Below are 19,282 nucleotides of genomic sequence, written 5' to 3'. Positions count from 1 at the left end.
CTCCTTTCTGTCAATTTGATTATAGAAGTAAATGATGAAGTTGTAAAATAGCAACATCCGATTAAACATGACAAAAATATGAAAACGCTCTATAATTAAAAATATTGAAGAGAGGAGAGATATGATGAAAAAGTTGGGTCTAGTTATTAACCCTATTGCAGGTATGGGGGGGAGAGTAGGACTGAAAGGAACAGATGGGAAATTAGTTTTAGAAGAAGCTCTTAAAAGAGGAGCCCATCCGGAGGCGCCTAGTAAAGCCTTGAAAGCTTTAAAATCATTAGATGAGTTAAAAGAGGATATTAAGTTATTTGTAGCTAGCGGAGAGATGGGAGAAAATATAGCAGAAGAAGCTCAGCTATCCTATGAAGTGATTCATAAGATTGAAGGAGAAAGTCAAGCTGAAGATACCTTGAAGCTTGCAGAAAAACTAATTGAAGCTGAAGTGGATTTAATCTTATTTGCAGGGGGAGATGGAACGGCTCGGGATATTGCTTCGGTTTCAAATTTAGATATACCAGTTATCGGTATTCCGGCAGGGGTGAAGATTCACTCACCGGTCTATGCTACAACACCTGAGCACGCTGGACAGTTAGCTATAAAATATTTAAAAAATCAAAAAATGGCGTTAAAGGATGAAGAAGTAATTGATATAGAAGAATCCGCTTTTAGGAGAGATGAGATCCTCACCAAAGTTTATGGGTACCTCAGTGTTCCTTATGATGAAAGCCATCTGCAGAATCTTAAATCTCCGACCCCTCAGTCTGATGAAAATGCGCAAATCTCGGCCGCTTTAGACATTATTGATAATATGCAGGAAGATACCTATTATATCGTGGGATCCGGCTCTAGTGTTGCGCCTGTAATGCTAGAATTAGGTTTAGAGCCCACAATGCTCGGTATTGATATTATTAAAAATAAGCAAATGATTAAAAAAGATGTTTATGAGCAGGAGATTTTGGATATTATCGGAGACTCTCCTAGTAAATTAATTGTGACTCCTATGGGAGGACAAGGTTATTTATTTGGCAGAGGGAATCATCAATTATCAGATAAAGTGTTAGCGAAGCTAAACAAAAAAGATATCATTATTGTTGCGACTCCTGGTAAACTCAATACTCTTAATGGTAACCCCTTGCTGGTGTATACAGGAAATAAAGAAATTGATGAAAAATTAGCTGGTTATTATAAAGTTCTTTTAGGCTATCAAAATTCTAGAATGTATAAGGTGGTAGCAATTTAATCAAATAGGTTTGTGAAGAAAATAAAAAGATGCAAAATAAATTCAATAATTTGAGAACAACTTCCTTATATAAAATCGTGAAATGAAAACGAATTCTAATTCGTTATTTTTACTTTATTAGGTAATATGGTAGCGCTTTTCAGAAAATGAGCACCTGTTTCAAGATAGTTATTATCTTTAATAATAATTAAAAATTGATTTTGTGATAGATTTGTAAGCGATTTTTAAAAATTTATGGTATGATGGTTTATGCATAGAGAAACTATGTGATTTATCTAAAGGAGGAATAGATTTAATGAAGACAGATATTCAAATCGCACAAGAAGCTACCTTGCAACCTATCGAAGAAGTTGCAGCTAAGCTAGGGATTTCTAACGAAGTGTTAGAACCGTATGGTAAAACCAAAGCAAAAATTGATTTTACTCAATTAGACATGGATGATAATAATCTAGGGAAATTAATCTTAGTAACTGCTATCACTCCAACTCCTGCTGGTGAAGGTAAGACAACTACCTCTATCGGACTAGCAGATGGTTTATCAAAAATTGGTAAAAAGACAGCTGTTGCTTTGCGTGAGCCTTCATTAGGACCAGTCTTTGGTGTTAAAGGTGGGGCTGCTGGTGGTGGATATGCCCAAGTAGTTCCAATGGAAGATATTAACCTGCACTTTACTGGTGATTTCCATGCGATCGGTGCAGCTACTAACTTGATCGCTGCCTTATTAGATAACCACATTCATCATGGGAATGCACTAGACATTGATGTAAATCGTATTGTATGGCGCCGTGTTGTAGATATGAATGACCGTCAACTACGAAATATTGTTAATGGTCTTGGACGTCGCGCTGATGGGGTTCCTCGTGAAGACGGATATGACATTGTTGTAGCTTCTGAAGTAATGGCAGCTTTCTGTCTATCAAATTCATTAGCTGAATTAAAAGAAAAATTAGGTAACATGATTGTTGCTTATACTCGTAAAGATAATTCACCTGTAACAGTGAAGGATATCAATGGAGCTGGTGCAGCGACTGCTTTATTAAAAGATGCAATTAAGCCTAATATTGTTCAAACGTTAGAAGGAACACCTGCTTTCATTCATGGTGGACCATTTGCGAACATTGCACACGGATGTAACTCAATTATTGCAACTAAATTAGCGATGAACTATGCTGACTACACCATTACAGAAGCTGGTTTTGGAGCAGATTTAGGTGCAGAGAAATTTATCGATATTAAAGCTCGCCAAGCAGGAATTAAGCCAGATGCAGTTGTTGTTGTTGCGACAATTCGCGCGCTTAAGATGCATGGTGGAGTAGATAAGAAAGAATTAGGCCCAGAAAATGTTGAAGCCCTTCGTAAAGGTATGCCTAACTTATTACGTCACATTGACAATTTACAAAATGTCTTTGGATTAAATCCAGTTGTCGCTATTAATGCGTTCCCAACTGATACAGAAGCTGAAATCGAAGCATTACGTGAAGAATGTGAAAAAGTGGGAGTTAAAGTGGTTCTTTCTACTCACTTTGTTAATGGTGGAGAAGGAGCAGTTGATTTAGCGAATGCTGTTGTAGAAGCGGCAGAGGCTGAGAATAATTTCAAGTTTGCCTACGATTTAGAGACAAGCATCGAAGAAAAAGTAGAAGCTTTAGTTACAAAAATTTATCGTGGTGCAGGCGTTGAGTTTACTCCAGCTGCACTTAAGAAAGTTAAACAATTTACAGACCAAGGTATGGGGAACCTACCGATTTGTATGGCGAAAACACAATATTCATTCTCTGATGATAAAGCATTGGTAGGAGCGCCAGAAGGATTTAAGGTGGTTATTCGTGATTTAACTGTTTCTGCTGGTGCAGGATTTATTGTGTGCTTAACAGGTGATATCATGAAGATGCCTGGATTACCTAAAGAACCAGCAGCAAATCGTATTGATGTTGATGAAAAAGGTAATATTGAAGGATTATTCTAGGATAAATAGTTTGTAATATTTTGATTGTCTAAAGTCGGGCGGGATTATTCATGCCCGTTCGACTTTTTTTATTCTATTTATTAATAAAAGGAGATAATTATGGCCAAAATATTAGATGGTAAAGAAGTTGGAAAAGCAATTCGAGAACGTACAAAGCAAGAAGCAGATGCTTTACGTGAGCAAGGAATCGTTCCTAAATTGGTCGTTCTTCGGGTAGATGAGAATCCATCGTCAATGGCATATGAGAAGAATGCTATTAAGGTTATGGAGAAATGCGGAATCGATGCAGAAGCTCGTACAGAATTAGAGGCTAAAACAACTGAAGATGTATTAAAAATAATTGACGAATTAAATGCAGATGAGTCTGTTTCAGGTGTTATCATCATGCAACCGTTCCCAGAAGGGATTGAACGTGCGGAAATTGCAGAACGCTTAAATCCATTTAAAGATGTGGATGCTTTAAATCCTGTAAACTTAGGGAAATTGATTAATAATGATCCTACTGCTATGGCGCCTTCAACAGCGCAAGCTTGTATTGAAATATTAGATTACTATGATTATGAATTAGAAGGTGCTGAAGTTTGTGTTGTAGGATCTTCACCCGTTGTAGGAAAGCCATTAGCTGTCATGCTATCTAATCGTAATGCAACAGTATCCAATACCCATGTTTATACAAAAGATAATACGCTCCATACCACTTTAGCGGATATTCTAGTTTCTGCCACAGGAGCATTGGGATTAGTAGGGCCTGATTATATTAAAGAGGGAGCTACTGTCATTGATGTTGGGTTTGGTTATAAAGATGGTAAAGCAACAGGTGATGTTCGCTTTGAGGAAGTGGAACCTAAGGCCAGCGCCATTACACCTGTTCCTGGTGGCGTAGGATCAGTGACTACAGGGGTGTTGGCATCACAAGTGGTAAAAGGTGCTAAATTACTCAATAATGTAGAGTAGGGTGTTAGTATGAAAGAATTAAAAGTTACAGAATTTATCAATCAGTTAGCCTCTGATGCACCAACGCCAGGTGGCGGTGCAGCAGCTGGAGTAACAGCTGGATTAGGTGTTGGAGCAATCTTGATGGCGATGATTTTCTCAAAAAACAAGAAAATGTCTGAACAAGAACATGAATTTCTATTAAAAAAAATAGAAGATTTTGAGAAAAGCAAGCAGATTTTCATTGAGATTATTGATCGAGATGCTAGTGAATTTGAGCCTTTATCTAAAGCGTATGGAATGCCTAAAGCAACCGATGAAGAAATTGCTGCGCGAAATGAAGCTATGGAAGAAGGCTTAAAAATTGCGAGCCGCCCTCCGATTGATTTATTAAATGAAGTTGAAAAAATATTAACTGGATTTGAAGAAGTCATCCCGTTGATTAAAAAAATGATCATTTCAGATGTAGGGGTTGGACTTCAAATGTTACGTTCAGCTATTCATGCTTCAAGCTTGAACCTTTATATCAATGGTGGTCAAATTAAAGATGAAGCCGTTAAGCAAGAATATTTTGACTTAGCAAATAATAAAGTCGCTGATTTATCAGCGAAAGCCGATGCGTTATACGCACAGGTAAAAGAGATTCTTGTTCCTTAAAATTAAGAAGGAGTGTTAAAAATGACAGAAGTACAAACAGATGCAAATGGATTAAAGAAAACACCAATGTATGATTACTATGTTGAAAAAGGGTGCAAAATTACTGACTTTGGCGGATGGGGATTACCAATCCAAATTAGTAAGATTGCGGAAGAACATAAGGCTGTCCGCGAAGCAGTCGGTTTATTCGATGCTTCACATATGGGAGAAGTTCGTGTAAAAACGAATAAAGTTAATGCTTTTGAATGGTGGAATGGTTTAATAACAAATGAAGTAAGCAAAATTACTTATGATGGAAAAGCACAATATACAGCTGTCTGTAAAGAAGACGGCGGTATGCTTGATGATATGATCTACTATCGTCGAAATGAAGACGAATTAATTGTAACTCCTAATGGTTCAAATCGTGAGAAAATTGTGAATTGGATGGTGGATCACAATCAAGATGGTCAAGTAGAAATTACTGATGAAACATATGATTGGGGCTTGATTGCTGTACAAGGACCAAAGGCAGAAGAACTATTAGGACGTCTTACAGATACAGATTTAGCTTCGATTGAATATTATTCTTATAAAGCTGATCAAACAGTAGCTGGGGTTGAAAAGGTTCAAATCTCTCGGACAGGATATACTGGAGAAGAAGGGTTCGAATTATACATTCCTGCTGCTGACATGCTTACAATCTGGAAAAAGCTAGTAGAAGAAGGCCAAGATTTAGGTGTGACAGAGTGTGCTTTAGGGGCTCGTGACACACTACGTTTAGAAGCGGGATTACCTTTATATGGTAATGACTTTGATGAATCTGTCAATCCAATTGCCGGAGGAATTGCTTTTGCAGTTCCGAAAGATAAAGAAGCAGACTATATTGGTAAAGAAGCCATCGCTGCTTATCGAGCTGGTGATAAGAAAGAAGCATCTCGAGGCTTTAAAGTAGATGGCAAGCAAATTCCTCGCCATGGCATGGAAGTTAAAAATCAAGAGGGTGAAGTGATAGGAGTAGTTACTTCAGGTACAAAAGCTCCTTCTTTCGGATTCCCGATTGGTTTTGTACGTGTCCCAACAGACTATAAGGTTGGAGATAAAATTATTATTGATGTGCGTGGGAAAGAAGTAGAAGCAGAGCTAACAAAAAAAGATTGGCTAGCAGTTCACAAAGCTAACTAATTAATGAAAGTACTTTCATTTTTCTGAGAATTTTGTTAAAATAAAAACATAAAAATTATATGAAAAGGGGTTTTTTTAATGGCAGATGTATTTTTCACAGAGGAACATGAATATCTTGAAATCGTAGCACCAAATCGTGCGCGTATTGGAATCACTGCGTTCGCAGCTGAACAATTAGGTGATATTGTTCACGTTGAATTACCAGAAGTAGATGATGAGTTCGATGCAGATGAAGAAATTGTTACAGTTGAATCTGTAAAATCAGTTTCTGAAGTTAATGCTCCATTTGCTGGTAAAGTAGTAGCAATCAATGAAGAATTAGAAGATGCTCCGGAATCAGTGAACGAAGATGCACAAGGTAAAGGATGGTTCTTTGAGTTAGAAGCTGAAGAAGATATTGATACTTCTGCATTCTTAACTGAAGAGCCGGCTGAATAAGATTACTTAAATACATTCTACTTAGAGATTAGAGTGGCCTTTGGGTCGCTCTAATCTTTCACTAAGAATGATATCGATTTCAATGATTCTATTAAAGAAATTATAGATATAAGGAGCAGATTATGGCAAATTTTAGATATTTACCCAATACTGATCAAGATCGCCAAGAGATGTTAGAAAAAATTGGCGTTAAAGATATCATGGATATCTTTAGTGACGTTCCAGAAAATGTACGTCGCGAAGGAACTATGAATTTACCAGAAGCTTTATCAGAATACGAATTATTAAAAGAGACAAGCTCAATGGCAGCTAAAAATACAACAGCTAGCCAAAAACCATATTTCCTTGGTGCCGGTACTTATGATCACCATATTCCGACAATTGTAAATCATTTGATTATGCGACAAGAATTTTTAACAGCATACGTGCCATATCAACCTGAAGTTTCACAAGGAGAATTACAGGCGTTATTTGAATGGCAAACAATGATTGCGGAAATGACGGGTATGGATCTAGCAAACTGTGGTTTATATGATGGGTATAATGCGGTTGCTGAAGCTACAAACCTTGCCTTTTCACATGTGAAAAAATCTAATAAAGTATTGATTTCTAAGGGTGTACATCCTCAAGCCATTGAAACCGTGACTACATATGGTTTTGGTAAAGGTTATGCTACGGAAGAAGTTGCAATTAAGAATGATATCACAGATATAGAAGATCTAAAAGCGAAATTGGATAAAGAAGTAGCAGCTGTGGTCGTTCAATATCCTAACTTCTTTGGTTCGGTTGAAGATATTAAAGCGATTAAAGCGGAACTAGAAGGAAGTAAAACACTTTTAATTGTGGTAGCTAATCCGCTTGCACTAGGTAAATTAGAAAAACCAGGTGTATTAGGTGCAGATATTACAGTCGGCGATGTACAACCATTTGGAATTCCAATGTCATTTGGAGGACCGCACTGTGGATACTTCGCTGTTACCGATAAATTAATGCGTAAAATCCCTTCTCGTATTGTCGGTGAAACGGTTGATGAAGAAGGCAAGCGTGGTTTTGTAATGACATTATCAACGCGTGAGCAACACATTCGTCGTGAAAAAGCAACATCAAACTATTCTTCAAACCAAGCATTATATGCTTTAGCTTCATCGATTGCGATGACAGCGTATGGTAAAGAAGGAGTTAAAGAACTTGCACAAGCCAATATAAACAATGCTCATTATTTAGCTAAGCAATTACAAGATAAAGGCTTTGAAGTATTAAATACTAAACCATTCTTCAATGAATTTGTAGTGAAATTGGATAAAGATATTACAGAAGTTAACAAGGCCCTTCATGAGAAAGGTTTTGTTGGCGGGTATGATGCTTCAAAGGCCTTCGGTCAAGAGAATGTTTATTTATTATGTGCAACTGAAAAGCGTACAAAAGCTGAAATGGATAGCTTTGTATCTGCATTAGCGGAGGTGGCTAAATAATGATTTTACAAGACTATGATAAATTAATTTTTGAAATATCATCGCAAGGGCATACAGGCTATGATATGCCAAAATCTGAAGTAGAAGAATATGACTTGGATGCAGAACTAGGAGAATATTCTCGAAAAGAACCAGCGAGACTTCCAGAAGTATCAGAATTACAAATTTTACGTCATTATACTCAGTTATCAAACCGTAACTTCGGTGTTGAATCAGGACCGTATCCTTTAGGGTCATGTACTATGAAGTATAATCCAAAAGTGAATGAGAATATTGCTGCAATGGATGGTTTTGCTAATATTCATCCTTTACAAGATCCTGAAACAGCTCAAGGAGCTTTACAATTAATGTATGAATTGCAAGAAAGTTTGCAAGAGATTACTCAATTGGATACGATTACTTTACAACCAGCGGCAGGTGCGCAAGGTGAATTAGCTGCTATATTAGCTTTCAAAGCGTATTTTGAATCAATTGGCGAATTAGAGCAACGCCGAGTGATTTTAATTCCAGATTCTGCTCATGGTACTAACCCTGCAACAGCTATGGTAGCTGGATTTGAAACAATTGAATTACCATCTACACCAGAAGGAATTATTGATGTAGAAGCTGTTAGAGCAGCAGTAGGTCCAGATACAGCTGGAATTATGATTACTAATCCTTCTACTGCAGGACTATTTGAGCGAGATGCTAAGGAAATTGTAGATATCGTCCACGAAGCAGGAGGACTAGCATATTATGATGGTGCTAACCTGAATGCGATTATGGGCATCACATCTCCAGGAGCCATGGGATTTGACGCTTGTCACTTAAACTTACATAAAACCTTTACAGGACCTCATGGTGGGGGGGGGCCAGGTTCAGGACCAATTGGAGTTGTGGAAAAACTTGCTCCATTCTTACCAGGACCAAACGTTGCAAAAGAAGGAGACAAGTATGTTTTTGTAATGCCTGAAAAATCTTTTGGACGTGTTAAAGGAAATTATGGTAACTTTGGGGTTAATGTGCGTGCATATTCTTATATTCGTGCTATGGGACCAGATGGACTTCGTCGTGCATCTGAAGATGCGGTATTAAATGCTAACTACTTGCGCGTATTAGTTAAAGATCATTTTGATGCGCCATTTGAATCATTTAATAAAAATGACTTTGTATTGAATTTAACTCGTCACAAGAAAGAGTATGGGGTTAATGCAAAGGATGTTGGGAAACGTATGTTAGATTACGGAGTACACGCTCCAACAACTTACTTCCCATTAATTGTTGAAGAGTGTTTAATGGTTGAACCGACTGAAACAGAATCTAAACGTGATTTAGATTATGTAGCAGATGTATTGATTAAGATTGCTCAAGAAGCTGTTGAGAATCCAGAATTAGTACAGTCAGCACCACATAATACACCAGTTCGTCGTTTAGATGAAGCGGCAGCGTCACGTAAGCCAGTTTTAAAATTTGCTTTTGAAGAGCATGCGACAAAACCTGAAGGACTCCAAGAATAAAAATTGAGAAAGCATAAGGTTAGATGAAGTGACCCTCTAAATCCTAATAAGGATTTAGGGGGTCATTACACTTTATAGATCCTTGTGCTTTCTATATTTGAAAAAATGTGCTTAAATTAGTTTAATACTCGAAATAAAAGTATTTTTAATAGTATAATATGATTATAAAATGTTAGCTAGTAGTCAACTCATAAATTAGGTATAATAAACAAAAGCGGAGACTGCACATAAAATATTTTGAAAAAATTTTAAAATAGAATAGAAGGTGAACTTTCATGGTAGAAAAACATGACTATACAGTTAGAAAAAAGTATAAAAGTCAATTTTTGATTGGAAGTCTATTTTTTATTATCGTTTTCTATTTTATTGGAGTTCTTGTTTATCAAGATATTTTAATGCCTCGAACATATATAGGACCTGTTTTGGCAAGTCAAATGAATGGAGAAGTAGCTGATTTAAGGGTTCAAGAATATTTAAAGCAACAAAAATTAACACTTTTTGAGCAAGATGAAGAAATAATGGAAGTTGAAATGAGTAAATTGAATCCCAAAGTATTAAATATTAAGGCAAATGTTCAAGAAGCAATTATGAGGCAAAATTCGTTGGCATGGCCATTGTATTATTTCAAGAAGACCAATGTTATGGATGATTTTGAAGAAAAGATTGAATGTGATCTCTTAGCTTTAGAACAAGTTGTCAATCATTTAGGGATTGATATGGAGAAAAGAGATTCAAGTCAGGATGCTCAAATTGTGAAAGAGGGTGAGAGTTTTAAAATCAAGCCCGAAATTTATGGAAAACAAGTTAACGCTAAGTCCTTAGCTAGGGGGATTTCTAAATCGCTTGCCGATAAAACTTCGACTTTAGATTTAGAAAATGCTTATATACAACCTAAATTGACAGAAAAAAGCCCAAAATTACAAGAACAGATGACAAAAATTGATAAAATGTTAGAGACAAAATTGACTTTAGCATTTGCCGATAACTCTTTAGAGATTCCAACTGAAAAAATTGTGTCATGGATAAATATAGACGAGAATAGTGAACTAACGATAAGTCTTGACCAAATTGAAAAATATATAGATGAAGAAATTAATCCGCAATACGCGGGCCGTTACCAAACCCATGAATTTCAATCCACCTATCAAGGACAAGTAACAGTTCAACCAGGAACTTTTGGGTGGTATATCGATTCTCATCAGGAAGCTAAAAATATCTTAGAAGACATTAAAAATGGGGTTGAAATAATAAGAGAGCCTACAATTATTGGGGCAGGATATGAAGAAGAGGATGAGTTTGGATCCCACTATGTAGAAGTAGATTTAACTAATCAGATGATGCTAATCTATCATGATCATCAACTCGTTTTAGAAACACCAATTGTAAGTGGCCAAACCGGAACAGATACGATTCCAGGTGCTTATCAAGTATGGAATAAAGAGAGTCCTTCTGTCTTAGTGGGGTATAATCCTCGTTATGATCGAGAATATCAGCAACCTGTTTCCTACTGGATAGCCTTTGATGATCAAGCTCAAGGAATCCATGATGCTAACTGGCAGGGAAGTTTCGGAGGCGAGGCTTATCGCTATAGTGGATCTTTAGGATGCATTAATACCCCCCCAAGTATTATGGGGCAAGTCTATGAATTAATTGATTATGGTATGCCAGTTGTTATTTTTTAAAAGAACTGCAGACAGAATTTGATTGGTTTTTCGGATTTAAAAGTACTAATCTTTTGAAACTCGAAAATATCTGATCAATTCTGTCTGCTATTTTAATTAGTTTCATCATAATGTTGAAAAGGAATTTCTTCATGGTCATGTCGTTTTTTATAGAGTCGGACAATATGATTGAGCCTATTTAATTGTTCTTCGTAATGGATACTTGCTGCTAATATCTCTATGATACTATTTCCGCCTCTAATAAAGCTTTCAGTATCAATGCCAGTATCAGTACGAACATGATCAAAAAACATTTGAATATATTCGTCACGATGTTCTAGCTTCATTGACATATAATTTACTTCATCTATTCCAACTTTACCGTAAAATTTTAGAAGTATCTGTTCATGAGCTGACATGAGCGTTTCAATTCTTCTTCGAAAACGGCTGCGCATTTCTAGTGGAAAGTCATTATAAACTTGAGAATTACGATGAAGAGCATCCAAAAGTTCAATGGCAAGGCTAGTGGCTCGTCCCATTTCGCGATAAACAACTAGTTTCCGGCTTGTAGCTATTCTCTGCTTGGGAGTGAAAAGCCACTCTTGTCGCAAAAGCTGAAAAAGTTCTTTAAATTTATCAATGCGAGCTCGTGCCCATTGAAGATCGGTGTTGAGAGTTGAGAACTCAGTATTTTTTCTCAAGGCTGCTCTCAGAAGCATTAAAACTTCAAGAGTGGTGCTTTCAAGAACGGAAAAAAAAGTACGATCATATTTTGGTGGGAAAATCAGCCAATTAACTATAAAGGCCACGACAACTCCGATGGTTGTTTCTAAGATTCTTATTAAGGCATAACTATAATAATTTTCAGTTTTACCTAACATAATGACGGTAATATTTACCACTGATAATGGAATAACATTACTCATATTGAGAGCGTTGAGGACGGCAATAGTGACAACGCATGTAATCCCAATGGTGATCGGTGAAGTGTTTAAAGCATACATCATTGCAACAGCGATGATGCCTCCGATAATATTAGAAATAATTCGCGATACCAAAGTTTCAAAGGAGGTTTTAATCGAAGGCTTAGTTGATAAGCTTGCTCCAATAGCAGCAAGTGTCCCGTAGCCTGTGGGCAGTATAAAATTTGCGATATATATGGACAAAGTTATTGCAAGTCCTGTTTTAAGAACTCGCGCACCGATTTTCATAAGTATGCTCCTCAAAGTAGTTTTTAATTATATATTAAGTAATCTTCAAAATAATTCAAGTATTTAGAATGAAATAAAGCGAACCTAGGTGTCTTTCATTGATAATGGTTTTAAATAAGTGGCAGCTTTGGTATAATTTTAAAAAAGAAAGAGGGGTGCAAAATGAAACGAGATCAAGAAATACAAGATAAAGTGGATCATATTTTATCTGAGATTCAGTCGAATAAGGTAAGAATCACCCCACAGAGAAGAGCAATTTTGACATATCTTATATCTCATCCTACACATCCAACTGCTGAAATGATTTATGATGATATAAAAGAAGATTTTTCTGGAATGAGCTTAGCAACCGTTTATAATAATCTTAAGACATTTGTGGAATTTGGTTATGTACATGAATTAATTTTTGAAAATGCGACTAAACGTTATGATTTTATTGACCGTCAACATGCACATTTAATTTGTAAAAGTTGCGGGAAAATAGTTGATTTTGAAGTTGAGCAAGTTGATCACTTATTTACAAGAGCAAAGAAAAGAACTGACTTTAGCTTAGAATCGATTGATGTTAGTTTTTATGGTGTCTGTGAGGAATGTCAAGAAAAATAAGCAACAGAAGTTAAACTTCTGTTGCTTATTTTTAACGGTAGGCAATTCCCATTATTTCTTCCATTTGACTGAGCGTAGCGGAAGCAATTTCGTTGGCTTCATTGGCACCTTTTAATAGGATATCATCTAGTTCAGTGCTGTTTAGTAAGGCTTGATAGCGTTCTTGGATAGGTTCAAGGATTGAAACAATTTGATCGGCAAGATCTGATTTGAAGCGACCGTAGCCAGCATCGTGATACTCATTCACTAGCTCTTCAATTGATCGGTCACTGAAAATTGAATATATCTCTAATAAATTACTGATAGCTGGTTGTTTTTCTTTATCATAGTTAACTAATCCAATGGAGTCAGTAACTGCTGACTTTACTTTTTTTATAATTTGTTGAGGTTGATCTAGTAATAGGATAAATGCTTTTTCATTTTTATCTGATTTTGACATTTTGCAAGTGGGGTCTTGTAAACTCATTATGCGTGCACCTGATTTAGGATAGATTGCTTCAGGCTTTATTAAAATATTTTCTCCAAAGCGATTATTAAAACGATCCACAAAGTTACGTGTTAGTTCTAAATGTTGTTTCTGGTCATCGCCTACAGGGACAAATTTAGCTTTATAGAGAATAATATCTGCCACCATTAACGCGGGATAGCATAGGAGACCTGCAGTAACAGCTTCTTGCTTAGTAGCTTTATCTTTGAACTGAGTCATTCTTTCTAATTCGCCTAAGCCAATTTGACAAGTTATTAACCAAGCGGCCTGAGCATGAGCAGGAACATCTGATTGAACAAAAATAGTAGATTTTTTAGGATCTATGCCAATGGCAAGATATAATGCAGCTAATTGTTTCGTTTGTTGACGAAGAGTTTGAGGATCCTGAGGGACTGTGATAGCATGTTGGTTAACGACACAGTATGTTGCCTGAAATGTATCTTGCAAGTTGACGAAGCTCTTCATTGCTCCAATATAGTTACCGATAGTAGGAATTCCAGTGGGTTGGACTCCAGAAAAAATTGCTTCTTTCATTGATTGACCTCTTTCTATGTTCATATATTGTATTTCACTAAATCACTTTCAATTATTATACCCTATTTCAGCGCCTTAAGCATATTTAGAGAAGATAACTAGATAAAAATTCACAAACTATTTAAAAATATTTAAAGAATTTTATTATAATATTTTCTAATAAATGCTGTATTGATTGAATTTGTCTTGTGTTATCGAAATTTTGATGATATAATTTTAATTGTAAAAGTGATTGTGCATTGTGAAATTATTTTGATAATTATAGTGTAACACTTTTATATTGAATTGTGGATCACAATTATTTAAGAATGACAGTTACAGAATAGTGAGAAACATGTTTATGCAAGAGAGGAAGATCTTTTATGGTAACATTGTATGTAACTCCAAGTTGTACGTCATGTAGAAAAGCGAGAGCGTGGCTAGAAGAAAATAACATTCCTTATGAAGAACGTAATATTTTTACAGAACCTTTATCACTACAAGAAATTAAGGACATTCTTCGTATGACTGAAGAAGGAACGGAAGATATTGTTTCGACTCGTTCTAAAGCTTATTCAGAATTAGATGTAGAATTGAGTGATTTACCGCTGAACGAGTTTTATCAACTGGTTCAAGAACAACCAGGGTTATTTCGTCGACCAATTATTATTGATGAAAAACGTCTACAAATCGGATATAATGAAGACGAAATTCGTCGATTCTTACCACGAGAAGTTAGAGCTCTTGAGCTTCAAAAGGCTCGTGCTTTGGTTAATGAATAATTAAGAAACTGTCTATTCAAAAGAGTCCGTTTAGGACTCTTTTTTTTATAAACTAACCGTAGCATTTAAAACTTGAATATAAAGGGAAGGTCTGCTAAGCTACATATTGCTAACTTGAAAGGAACCTTTATTTTTGCTATGATGGTAAACACTTATCATAAGTATTGGTAAGCCTAGTAATTAGTAGTATAATAGTAGTAGGTGGAGGTGACCGACTATGGAAATGGAACATATTAATGATGACTTAATTAAAGTGTTGATTGATACTGAGGATCTTGAAGAAAGAGGAATTGACTTTCTTGATTTGATTGGTGATCAATCAAGAATTGAAAAGTTTTTCTATTCAATTTTGGAAGAAGTTGATGTTGATAGACACTTCCACGATACTGAAGCCGTTACATTTCAAGTGATTCCTAATAGTGAAGGTCTAGAGTTATATATAAGTCGAGCTAATTTAGAAGAGATGGATGAAATTTGGGAAGATGAATTAACCAAACGTTTGAGAGAACGGAAATTAGCCAAGCAGGCTGAGAAAGAGAATGCCGAGGCCACAACGGACTCAAACAGTGAAGCAGCCGGAGTAGATGAAAAAGAAACGATTGATTCTGTTTTAAATCTGTTTAATCCAGAATATGCACCTGAAGAAAACACTGTTGATACTGAAGAAGAAACAGAAGAAGTGGTGATCTTTGGTCAGCTCGAAGATTTTTTACATTTAGCCCGTGAAATCGCAGATTTGGCAATCCAATCAGATCTATATATGATGAACCATCATTATTATCTTGTTCTTCATAATCTAGAATCCTTTGCTCGAGAATATCAAACTATCAATAAGCTTTTCTCTTTATTCGAATATGGGGAAACCGTACCAGTTACTTCCTCAGTGTTGATTGAGCATGGTCAGCTATTAAGGGAAGAAGATGCAATCAGCTTTTTTGGAAGTCAATTTTAAGTTAATAAATAACGCAATCTCCTGAAGTAAGTTTAATTACTTATAAGGGGGATTTTTTATGTATGCGGCATTAGATCTAGAGGGAGTTTTAATTTATGCTAGTGAAGCAAATTTGGGAAATTGTTACTATTGTCCTCAATGCGGGCAAAGAATGAGTCTAATTATTAAGAAAAATGGTAGGAATTTTTTCAGGCATTTGCCTCAAAAGAATGTGGAGCTTGGACGAGATAAACAGCTTAAAATAGCGAATAAGGGAGAAAGTAAGGAGCATCGAAAGGGAAAGCTATTGTTATGTAAAATGAGTCAACAATTTTATTCATCTGTACAAATGGAGTACCCTATTCCAAAGATTAATCAGATTGTCGATGTATATATTACGAATCAACAACAGCCTGTAATTTTAGAATATCAGCGGTCAATTATTTCCGCAAGTTGTTTACAGACTCGACAGAGAGCTTATCGGAAGTGGACAGGGAATGTTTTTTGGTTGATTGATCACCAATATTTTTTAGATCACCAGGAATCAGAATGGATTTGGAGAAATTTACAATATAATTCAAGTTGGCATTTTTATATCGTATGCTTAGACATTACGAGAAAAGAGATGGTTATTTATTATAACTTCCCTGTGATCTACTACAATGAAAATTATTATACAACCGGCTTTGCTGTAGAAATGGGGGAAGATTGGATATCATTATTAAAAGAGCCTCAGTATTTAAATTTTGTAAAACTACAGCATTTTATTGGGAAAAAATATAAAAAAAAGGCAGCTAGAAGTTCATTAATTAGTAAAAACCCTTCCTATAGAAAATATCTAATTAATTTGTATCAAAAGAATATTTACTTAGACCAAATACCTCAATGGTGCTTAAAAAAACGTTGGCGTATAATTTTTTTTCAAGAACCTGCTTGGTATATTTGGGCTTGGGTTTGGAAATTTGAGTATGATCGAAGAGGGTTAATGGCTAATAATTTTGATGATTTTAAAATCTATATTTTGGGACTTATGAACCGAAAATTAATGACTTGGAGGGACATGCCTTTACTAGAAGTTTCTGCTGATTATGTTTGTCGGTGTTTATGGGAAGTATACAAGCAACAAAGTGTTAACGGATCATGAATATAAGACTTTTTAATGATAAAAAGATAAGCTATATGATAAAATTATATTATTATCTATCGGGAGGAGTTTTGGGATGACCAGTCAAAAAGTGAAACAACGATCAGAAATAGCAGAAAAATATACATGGGATTTATCTACGATGTTTGCAAGTTTGGAAGAATTTGAGCGTGAATTTCAAAAAATTCAAGAAGAAGTGACAAAGGTCAAAACATATGAGGGTACTTTAGCTCAAAGTAGTCAACAGTTACTAGAAGCGCTTAACTTCTATTTTGAAGTTGAGCGAAAAGTGGCTCATCTTTATGTCTATACGCATCTGATTTACGATCAAGATCAGACTGATTCAGCTGCTCAGAGTTTGGAAGCAAGAACTAGACTCTTATATAGTCAACTTAGCCAAAATATTGCGTTTCTTGAGCCTGAAATATTATCAATTTCAGAGGAAAAGATGGATCAATTTTTAGCAGAAAATAGCGAATTAGAGCCATATCGTCATTTCTTGGATAATATTCTACGCTTTCGTCCACATGTTTTAAGTCAGTCAGAAGAATTGCTCTTAGCACAAGCAAATGATGCTTTTGAAACAGCAAGCAAAACTTTTAGCTTATTAAATAACGCTGATTTGTCTTTTCCCACTATTCAAGATGAAAACGGTCAAGAAGTTAAGTTGAGCCATTCTATTTTTGGTAAGATGCTTGAAAGTACAGATCGTCGTGTAAGACAGGAAACCTTTAAAGCTTACTACACAGTATATGACCAATTTAAAAATACCTTTGCTAGTTTAATATCAGGACAAGTTAAACTCCATAATTATTTAGCGAAAGTGCGGCATTTTGAATCAGCTCGTCATGCTGCATTGTTTGAGAATAATATTCCTGAATCAGTTTATGATACGCTTCTGGAAGCTGTGCATTCACGATTGAATTTACTTCATCGCTATGTCAAGATGCGTAAAGATTTATTAGAAGTAGACCAGCTCGAAATGTTCGATATGTATACGCCCCTATTAGGAGAAGAGTCGATTAAAATAACTTACGATGAGGCACAGACGATCGTGTTAGAAGCGTTGAGACCAATGGGGGAAGCGTATCTTGGCATTATTCAAGAGGCTTTTGCGGAGAGATGGATCGATTTATATGAAAATGTAGGGAAAAGATCAGGAGCCTATTCATCTGGAACTTATGATTCTAAACCGTATATCTTAATGAACTGGCAAGACAGTATTAATCATTTATATACATTAGTACATGAACTTGGTCATAGTGCCCATTCTTATTTAAGTCATCAGCAACAAGATTATGTTTACGGAAACTATCCAATCTTTTTAGCAGAGATTGCCTCGACAACGAATGAAAACTTATTGACCTATTATTTGCTAGACAAGTATGATGCTCCAGATCAGCGCTTATTCATTTTAAATCATTTTTTAGATGGTGTGAAAGGAACTGTTTTCCGTCAAAGCCAATTTGCAGAATTTGAACATTTGATTCATCAGTCAGATGCTCAAGGAACTCCTCTTACACAGCAGTATCTTTCAGATCAGTATCGCTCTTTAAATGCTAAATACTATGGAGACACGGTGAATTCGAATTCTGAAATTTCGCTAGAGTGGACTCGTATACCCCATTTTTACTATAATTATTATGTATTTCAATATGCGACTGGTTTTTCAGCAGCTACTTTTTTCGCAGAGAAAATATATCAAGGAGATAGTAAAGCTTTGCATGATTATCTTGATTTCTTAAAATCTGGCTCTTCGAAGTACCCAATTAATACCATGAAAGATGCTGGATTAGATATGACGAAATCGGAATATATAGAAGCGACTTTAGACGTTTTTGAAGAGAGATTGTGTGAGTTCGAAAAGCTCTTAAGTCAAAAATAAAATTTCGATAATAAAACACAGCGCTGATTATATTCAGTGCTGTGTTTTATTATTGGGCCAATAAGCTTCAAGTCGGTAGATTGTTTGACCTTTAGCTGAGAATTTTTGTTCATACTCAGTTTCAATATTATCCGTAAAATTACTTTGATGTAAGTCTAGCCAGACTTGGCGAAAAACGTAACCGAATTGGCTGAGTGAAGCTAGAGAATATTCAAAAAGCCCCATGTTATCAGTTTTAAAATGGATTTCACCATCGTCCGGCAGAATGTTTCGGTAAAGTTCTAAAAAATCAGGTGATGTTAAACGGCGTTTGGTATGCCGCGTTTTAGGCCAGGGATCTGAAAAATTTAAATAAATTCGACTAATTTCGCCAGGAGCAAAAAAGTCCAATAGATCTCCACCGTGCCCATTGATTAACTGAAGATTAGGTAGTTTTTTGTCGATTTGCTTTTCTAAAATCGAAACAATGACACTGGTTTGAAGTTCGATGGCGATAAAATTAAAGTCAGGATATTTTTCGGCCATGCCTACAATAAACTGGCCTTTTCCTGAACCGATTTCAATAAAAATATCTTGTTTTTTTTCAAATCGGGTTTGCCATTTACCTTTCAATTCTTGAGGATTATTTGAGATATATTGAGGGTAAGAGGCAAGTTTATCCGGTGCCCAGGGTTTATTTCGTAATCGCATAATGAC

17 protein-coding genes are annotated in these 19,282 nt (G+C 35.7%); 14 read left to right on the top strand and 3 right to left on the bottom strand.

Annotated elements, in window-relative coordinates; translation table 11 throughout:
• Positions 1–124: 124 nt before the first annotated feature.
• From HZY91_RS07670 to HZY91_RS07630, 9 genes are all read left to right on the top strand, one after another.
• Complete coding sequence (locus tag HZY91_RS07670; RefSeq protein WP_197115694.1) at positions 125–1,240, top strand: ATP-NAD kinase family protein; 1,116 nt, start codon at positions 125–127, stop codon at positions 1,238–1,240.
• 295 nt (positions 1,241–1,535) lie between these two features.
• The gene (locus HZY91_RS07665; RefSeq protein ID WP_197115693.1) at positions 1,536–3,206 is read left to right on the top strand and encodes a formate--tetrahydrofolate ligase; all 1,671 of its coding nucleotides are present in this window, start codon (positions 1,536–1,538) and stop codon (positions 3,204–3,206) included.
• A gap of 99 nt (positions 3,207–3,305) precedes the next feature.
• A complete protein-coding gene (locus HZY91_RS07660; RefSeq protein WP_197115692.1) occupies positions 3,306–4,160 on the top strand; it encodes a bifunctional 5,10-methylenetetrahydrofolate dehydrogenase/5,10-methenyltetrahydrofolate cyclohydrolase in 855 nt (284 codons plus the stop codon).
• 9 nt (positions 4,161–4,169) lie between these two features.
• On the top strand, positions 4,170–4,796 hold the full coding sequence (locus tag HZY91_RS07655; RefSeq protein ID WP_197115691.1) for a cyclodeaminase/cyclohydrolase family protein: 627 nt from the start codon (positions 4,170–4,172) through the stop codon (positions 4,794–4,796).
• Positions 4,797–4,817: 21 nt separating this feature from the next.
• Positions 4,818–5,960 (top strand): glycine cleavage system aminomethyltransferase GcvT, encoded by a 1,143-nt coding sequence (gene gcvT / locus HZY91_RS07650; RefSeq protein ID WP_197115690.1) that lies wholly within the window; start codon positions 4,818–4,820, stop codon positions 5,958–5,960.
• Between the two features lie 78 nt (positions 5,961–6,038).
• Complete coding sequence (gene gcvH, locus HZY91_RS07645; RefSeq protein ID WP_197115689.1) at positions 6,039–6,398, top strand: glycine cleavage system protein GcvH; 360 nt, start codon at positions 6,039–6,041, stop codon at positions 6,396–6,398.
• Positions 6,399–6,520: 122 nt separating this feature from the next.
• Entirely contained in the window at positions 6,521–7,870 is a 1,350-nt protein-coding gene (gene gcvPA, locus HZY91_RS07640; RefSeq protein ID WP_197115688.1) for an aminomethyl-transferring glycine dehydrogenase subunit GcvPA, read from the top strand.
• On the top strand, positions 7,870–9,366 hold the full coding sequence (gcvPB, locus tag HZY91_RS07635; protein ID WP_197115687.1) for an aminomethyl-transferring glycine dehydrogenase subunit GcvPB: 1,497 nt from the start codon (positions 7,870–7,872) through the stop codon (positions 9,364–9,366). Before gcvPA ends, gcvPB begins: the two co-directional genes overlap by 1 nt.
• Before the next feature lie 275 nt (positions 9,367–9,641).
• Complete coding sequence (locus HZY91_RS07630) at positions 9,642–11,048, top strand: L,D-transpeptidase family protein (protein ID WP_197115686.1); 1,407 nt, start codon at positions 9,642–9,644, stop codon at positions 11,046–11,048.
• A 92-nt stretch (positions 11,049–11,140) separates the two neighbouring features.
• Here HZY91_RS07630 and HZY91_RS07625 read toward each other — a convergent pair whose 3' ends face one another.
• The gene (locus HZY91_RS07625) at positions 11,141–12,238 is read right to left on the bottom strand and encodes an FUSC family protein (protein ID WP_197115685.1); all 1,098 of its coding nucleotides are present in this window, start codon (positions 12,236–12,238) and stop codon (positions 11,141–11,143) included.
• Between the two features lie 162 nt (positions 12,239–12,400).
• Between HZY91_RS07625 and HZY91_RS07620 the strand changes: the two genes are divergently transcribed.
• Complete coding sequence (locus tag HZY91_RS07620) at positions 12,401–12,844, top strand: Fur family transcriptional regulator (protein WP_197115684.1); 444 nt, start codon at positions 12,401–12,403, stop codon at positions 12,842–12,844.
• A gap of 31 nt (positions 12,845–12,875) precedes the next feature.
• On the opposite strand, the gene trpS is transcribed toward HZY91_RS07620, so the two are convergent.
• Positions 12,876–13,865 carry a tryptophan--tRNA ligase gene (gene trpS, locus HZY91_RS07615; RefSeq protein ID WP_197115683.1) on the bottom strand — a complete coding sequence of 330 codons (990 nt, stop codon included), beginning with the start codon at positions 13,863–13,865 and terminating at the stop codon, positions 12,876–12,878.
• 362 nt (positions 13,866–14,227) lie between these two features.
• Between trpS and spxA the strand changes: the two genes are divergently transcribed.
• The 4 genes from spxA to pepF all read left to right on the top strand — a co-directional run bounded on the left by spxA (position 14,228) and on the right by pepF (position 18,586).
• Positions 14,228–14,626 carry a transcriptional regulator SpxA gene (gene spxA, locus HZY91_RS07610; RefSeq protein WP_197115682.1) on the top strand — a complete coding sequence of 133 codons (399 nt, stop codon included), beginning with the start codon at positions 14,228–14,230 and terminating at the stop codon, positions 14,624–14,626.
• A 217-nt stretch (positions 14,627–14,843) separates the two neighbouring features.
• Positions 14,844–15,578: an adaptor protein MecA gene (locus HZY91_RS07605; RefSeq protein ID WP_197115681.1), complete on the top strand. Its 735-nt coding sequence runs from the start codon at positions 14,844–14,846 to the stop codon at positions 15,576–15,578.
• Between the two features lie 58 nt (positions 15,579–15,636).
• Positions 15,637–16,701 (top strand): competence protein CoiA, encoded by a 1,065-nt coding sequence (locus HZY91_RS07600; protein WP_197115680.1) that lies wholly within the window; start codon positions 15,637–15,639, stop codon positions 16,699–16,701.
• A 76-nt stretch (positions 16,702–16,777) separates the two neighbouring features.
• A complete protein-coding gene (gene pepF / locus HZY91_RS07595; protein ID WP_197115679.1) occupies positions 16,778–18,586 on the top strand; it encodes an oligoendopeptidase F in 1,809 nt (602 codons plus the stop codon).
• Between the two features lie 33 nt (positions 18,587–18,619).
• On the opposite strand, the gene trmB is transcribed toward pepF, so the two are convergent.
• Positions 18,620–19,276: a tRNA (guanosine(46)-N7)-methyltransferase TrmB gene (gene trmB, locus HZY91_RS07590; protein ID WP_197115678.1), complete on the bottom strand. Its 657-nt coding sequence runs from the start codon at positions 19,274–19,276 to the stop codon at positions 18,620–18,622.
• Positions 19,277–19,282 lie beyond the last annotated feature (6 nt).

The organism is Facklamia lactis (assembly GCF_015863205.1).
GTDB lineage: Bacteria > Bacillota > Bacilli > Lactobacillales > Aerococcaceae > Facklamia > Facklamia lactis.
This window is presented reverse-complemented; position numbering and strand designations above follow the sequence as displayed.

What these genes read in the sequence shown, in the direction of transcription:
- HZY91_RS07670 (WP_197115694.1), top strand. Translation starts at nt 125, where the DNA reads ATGAAAAAGTTGGGTCTAGTTATTAACCCTATTGCAGGTATGGGGGGG.
- HZY91_RS07665 (WP_197115693.1), top strand. Translation starts at nt 1,536, where the DNA reads ATGAAGACAGATATTCAAATCGCACAAGAAGCTACCTTGCAACCTATC.
- HZY91_RS07660 (WP_197115692.1), top strand. Translation starts at nt 3,306, where the DNA reads ATGGCCAAAATATTAGATGGTAAAGAAGTTGGAAAAGCAATTCGAGAA.
- HZY91_RS07655 (WP_197115691.1), top strand. Translation starts at nt 4,170, where the DNA reads ATGAAAGAATTAAAAGTTACAGAATTTATCAATCAGTTAGCCTCTGAT.
- gcvT (WP_197115690.1), top strand. Translation starts at nt 4,818, where the DNA reads ATGACAGAAGTACAAACAGATGCAAATGGATTAAAGAAAACACCAATG.
- gcvH (WP_197115689.1), top strand. Translation starts at nt 6,039, where the DNA reads ATGGCAGATGTATTTTTCACAGAGGAACATGAATATCTTGAAATCGTA.
- gcvPA (WP_197115688.1), top strand. Translation starts at nt 6,521, where the DNA reads ATGGCAAATTTTAGATATTTACCCAATACTGATCAAGATCGCCAAGAG.
- gcvPB (WP_197115687.1), top strand. Translation starts at nt 7,870, where the DNA reads ATGATTTTACAAGACTATGATAAATTAATTTTTGAAATATCATCGCAA.
- HZY91_RS07630 (WP_197115686.1), top strand. Translation starts at nt 9,642, where the DNA reads ATGGTAGAAAAACATGACTATACAGTTAGAAAAAAGTATAAAAGTCAA.
- HZY91_RS07625 (WP_197115685.1), bottom strand. Translation starts at nt 12,238, where the DNA reads ATGAAAATCGGTGCGCGAGTTCTTAAAACAGGACTTGCAATAACTTTG.
- HZY91_RS07620 (WP_197115684.1), top strand. Translation starts at nt 12,401, where the DNA reads ATGAAACGAGATCAAGAAATACAAGATAAAGTGGATCATATTTTATCT.
- trpS (WP_197115683.1), bottom strand. Translation starts at nt 13,865, where the DNA reads ATGAAAGAAGCAATTTTTTCTGGAGTCCAACCCACTGGAATTCCTACT.
- spxA (WP_197115682.1), top strand. Translation starts at nt 14,228, where the DNA reads ATGGTAACATTGTATGTAACTCCAAGTTGTACGTCATGTAGAAAAGCG.
- HZY91_RS07605 (WP_197115681.1), top strand. Translation starts at nt 14,844, where the DNA reads ATGGAAATGGAACATATTAATGATGACTTAATTAAAGTGTTGATTGAT.
- HZY91_RS07600 (WP_197115680.1), top strand. Translation starts at nt 15,637, where the DNA reads ATGTATGCGGCATTAGATCTAGAGGGAGTTTTAATTTATGCTAGTGAA.
- pepF (WP_197115679.1), top strand. Translation starts at nt 16,778, where the DNA reads ATGACCAGTCAAAAAGTGAAACAACGATCAGAAATAGCAGAAAAATAT.
- trmB (WP_197115678.1), bottom strand. Translation starts at nt 19,276, where the DNA reads ATGCGATTACGAAATAAACCCTGGGCACCGGATAAACTTGCCTCTTAC.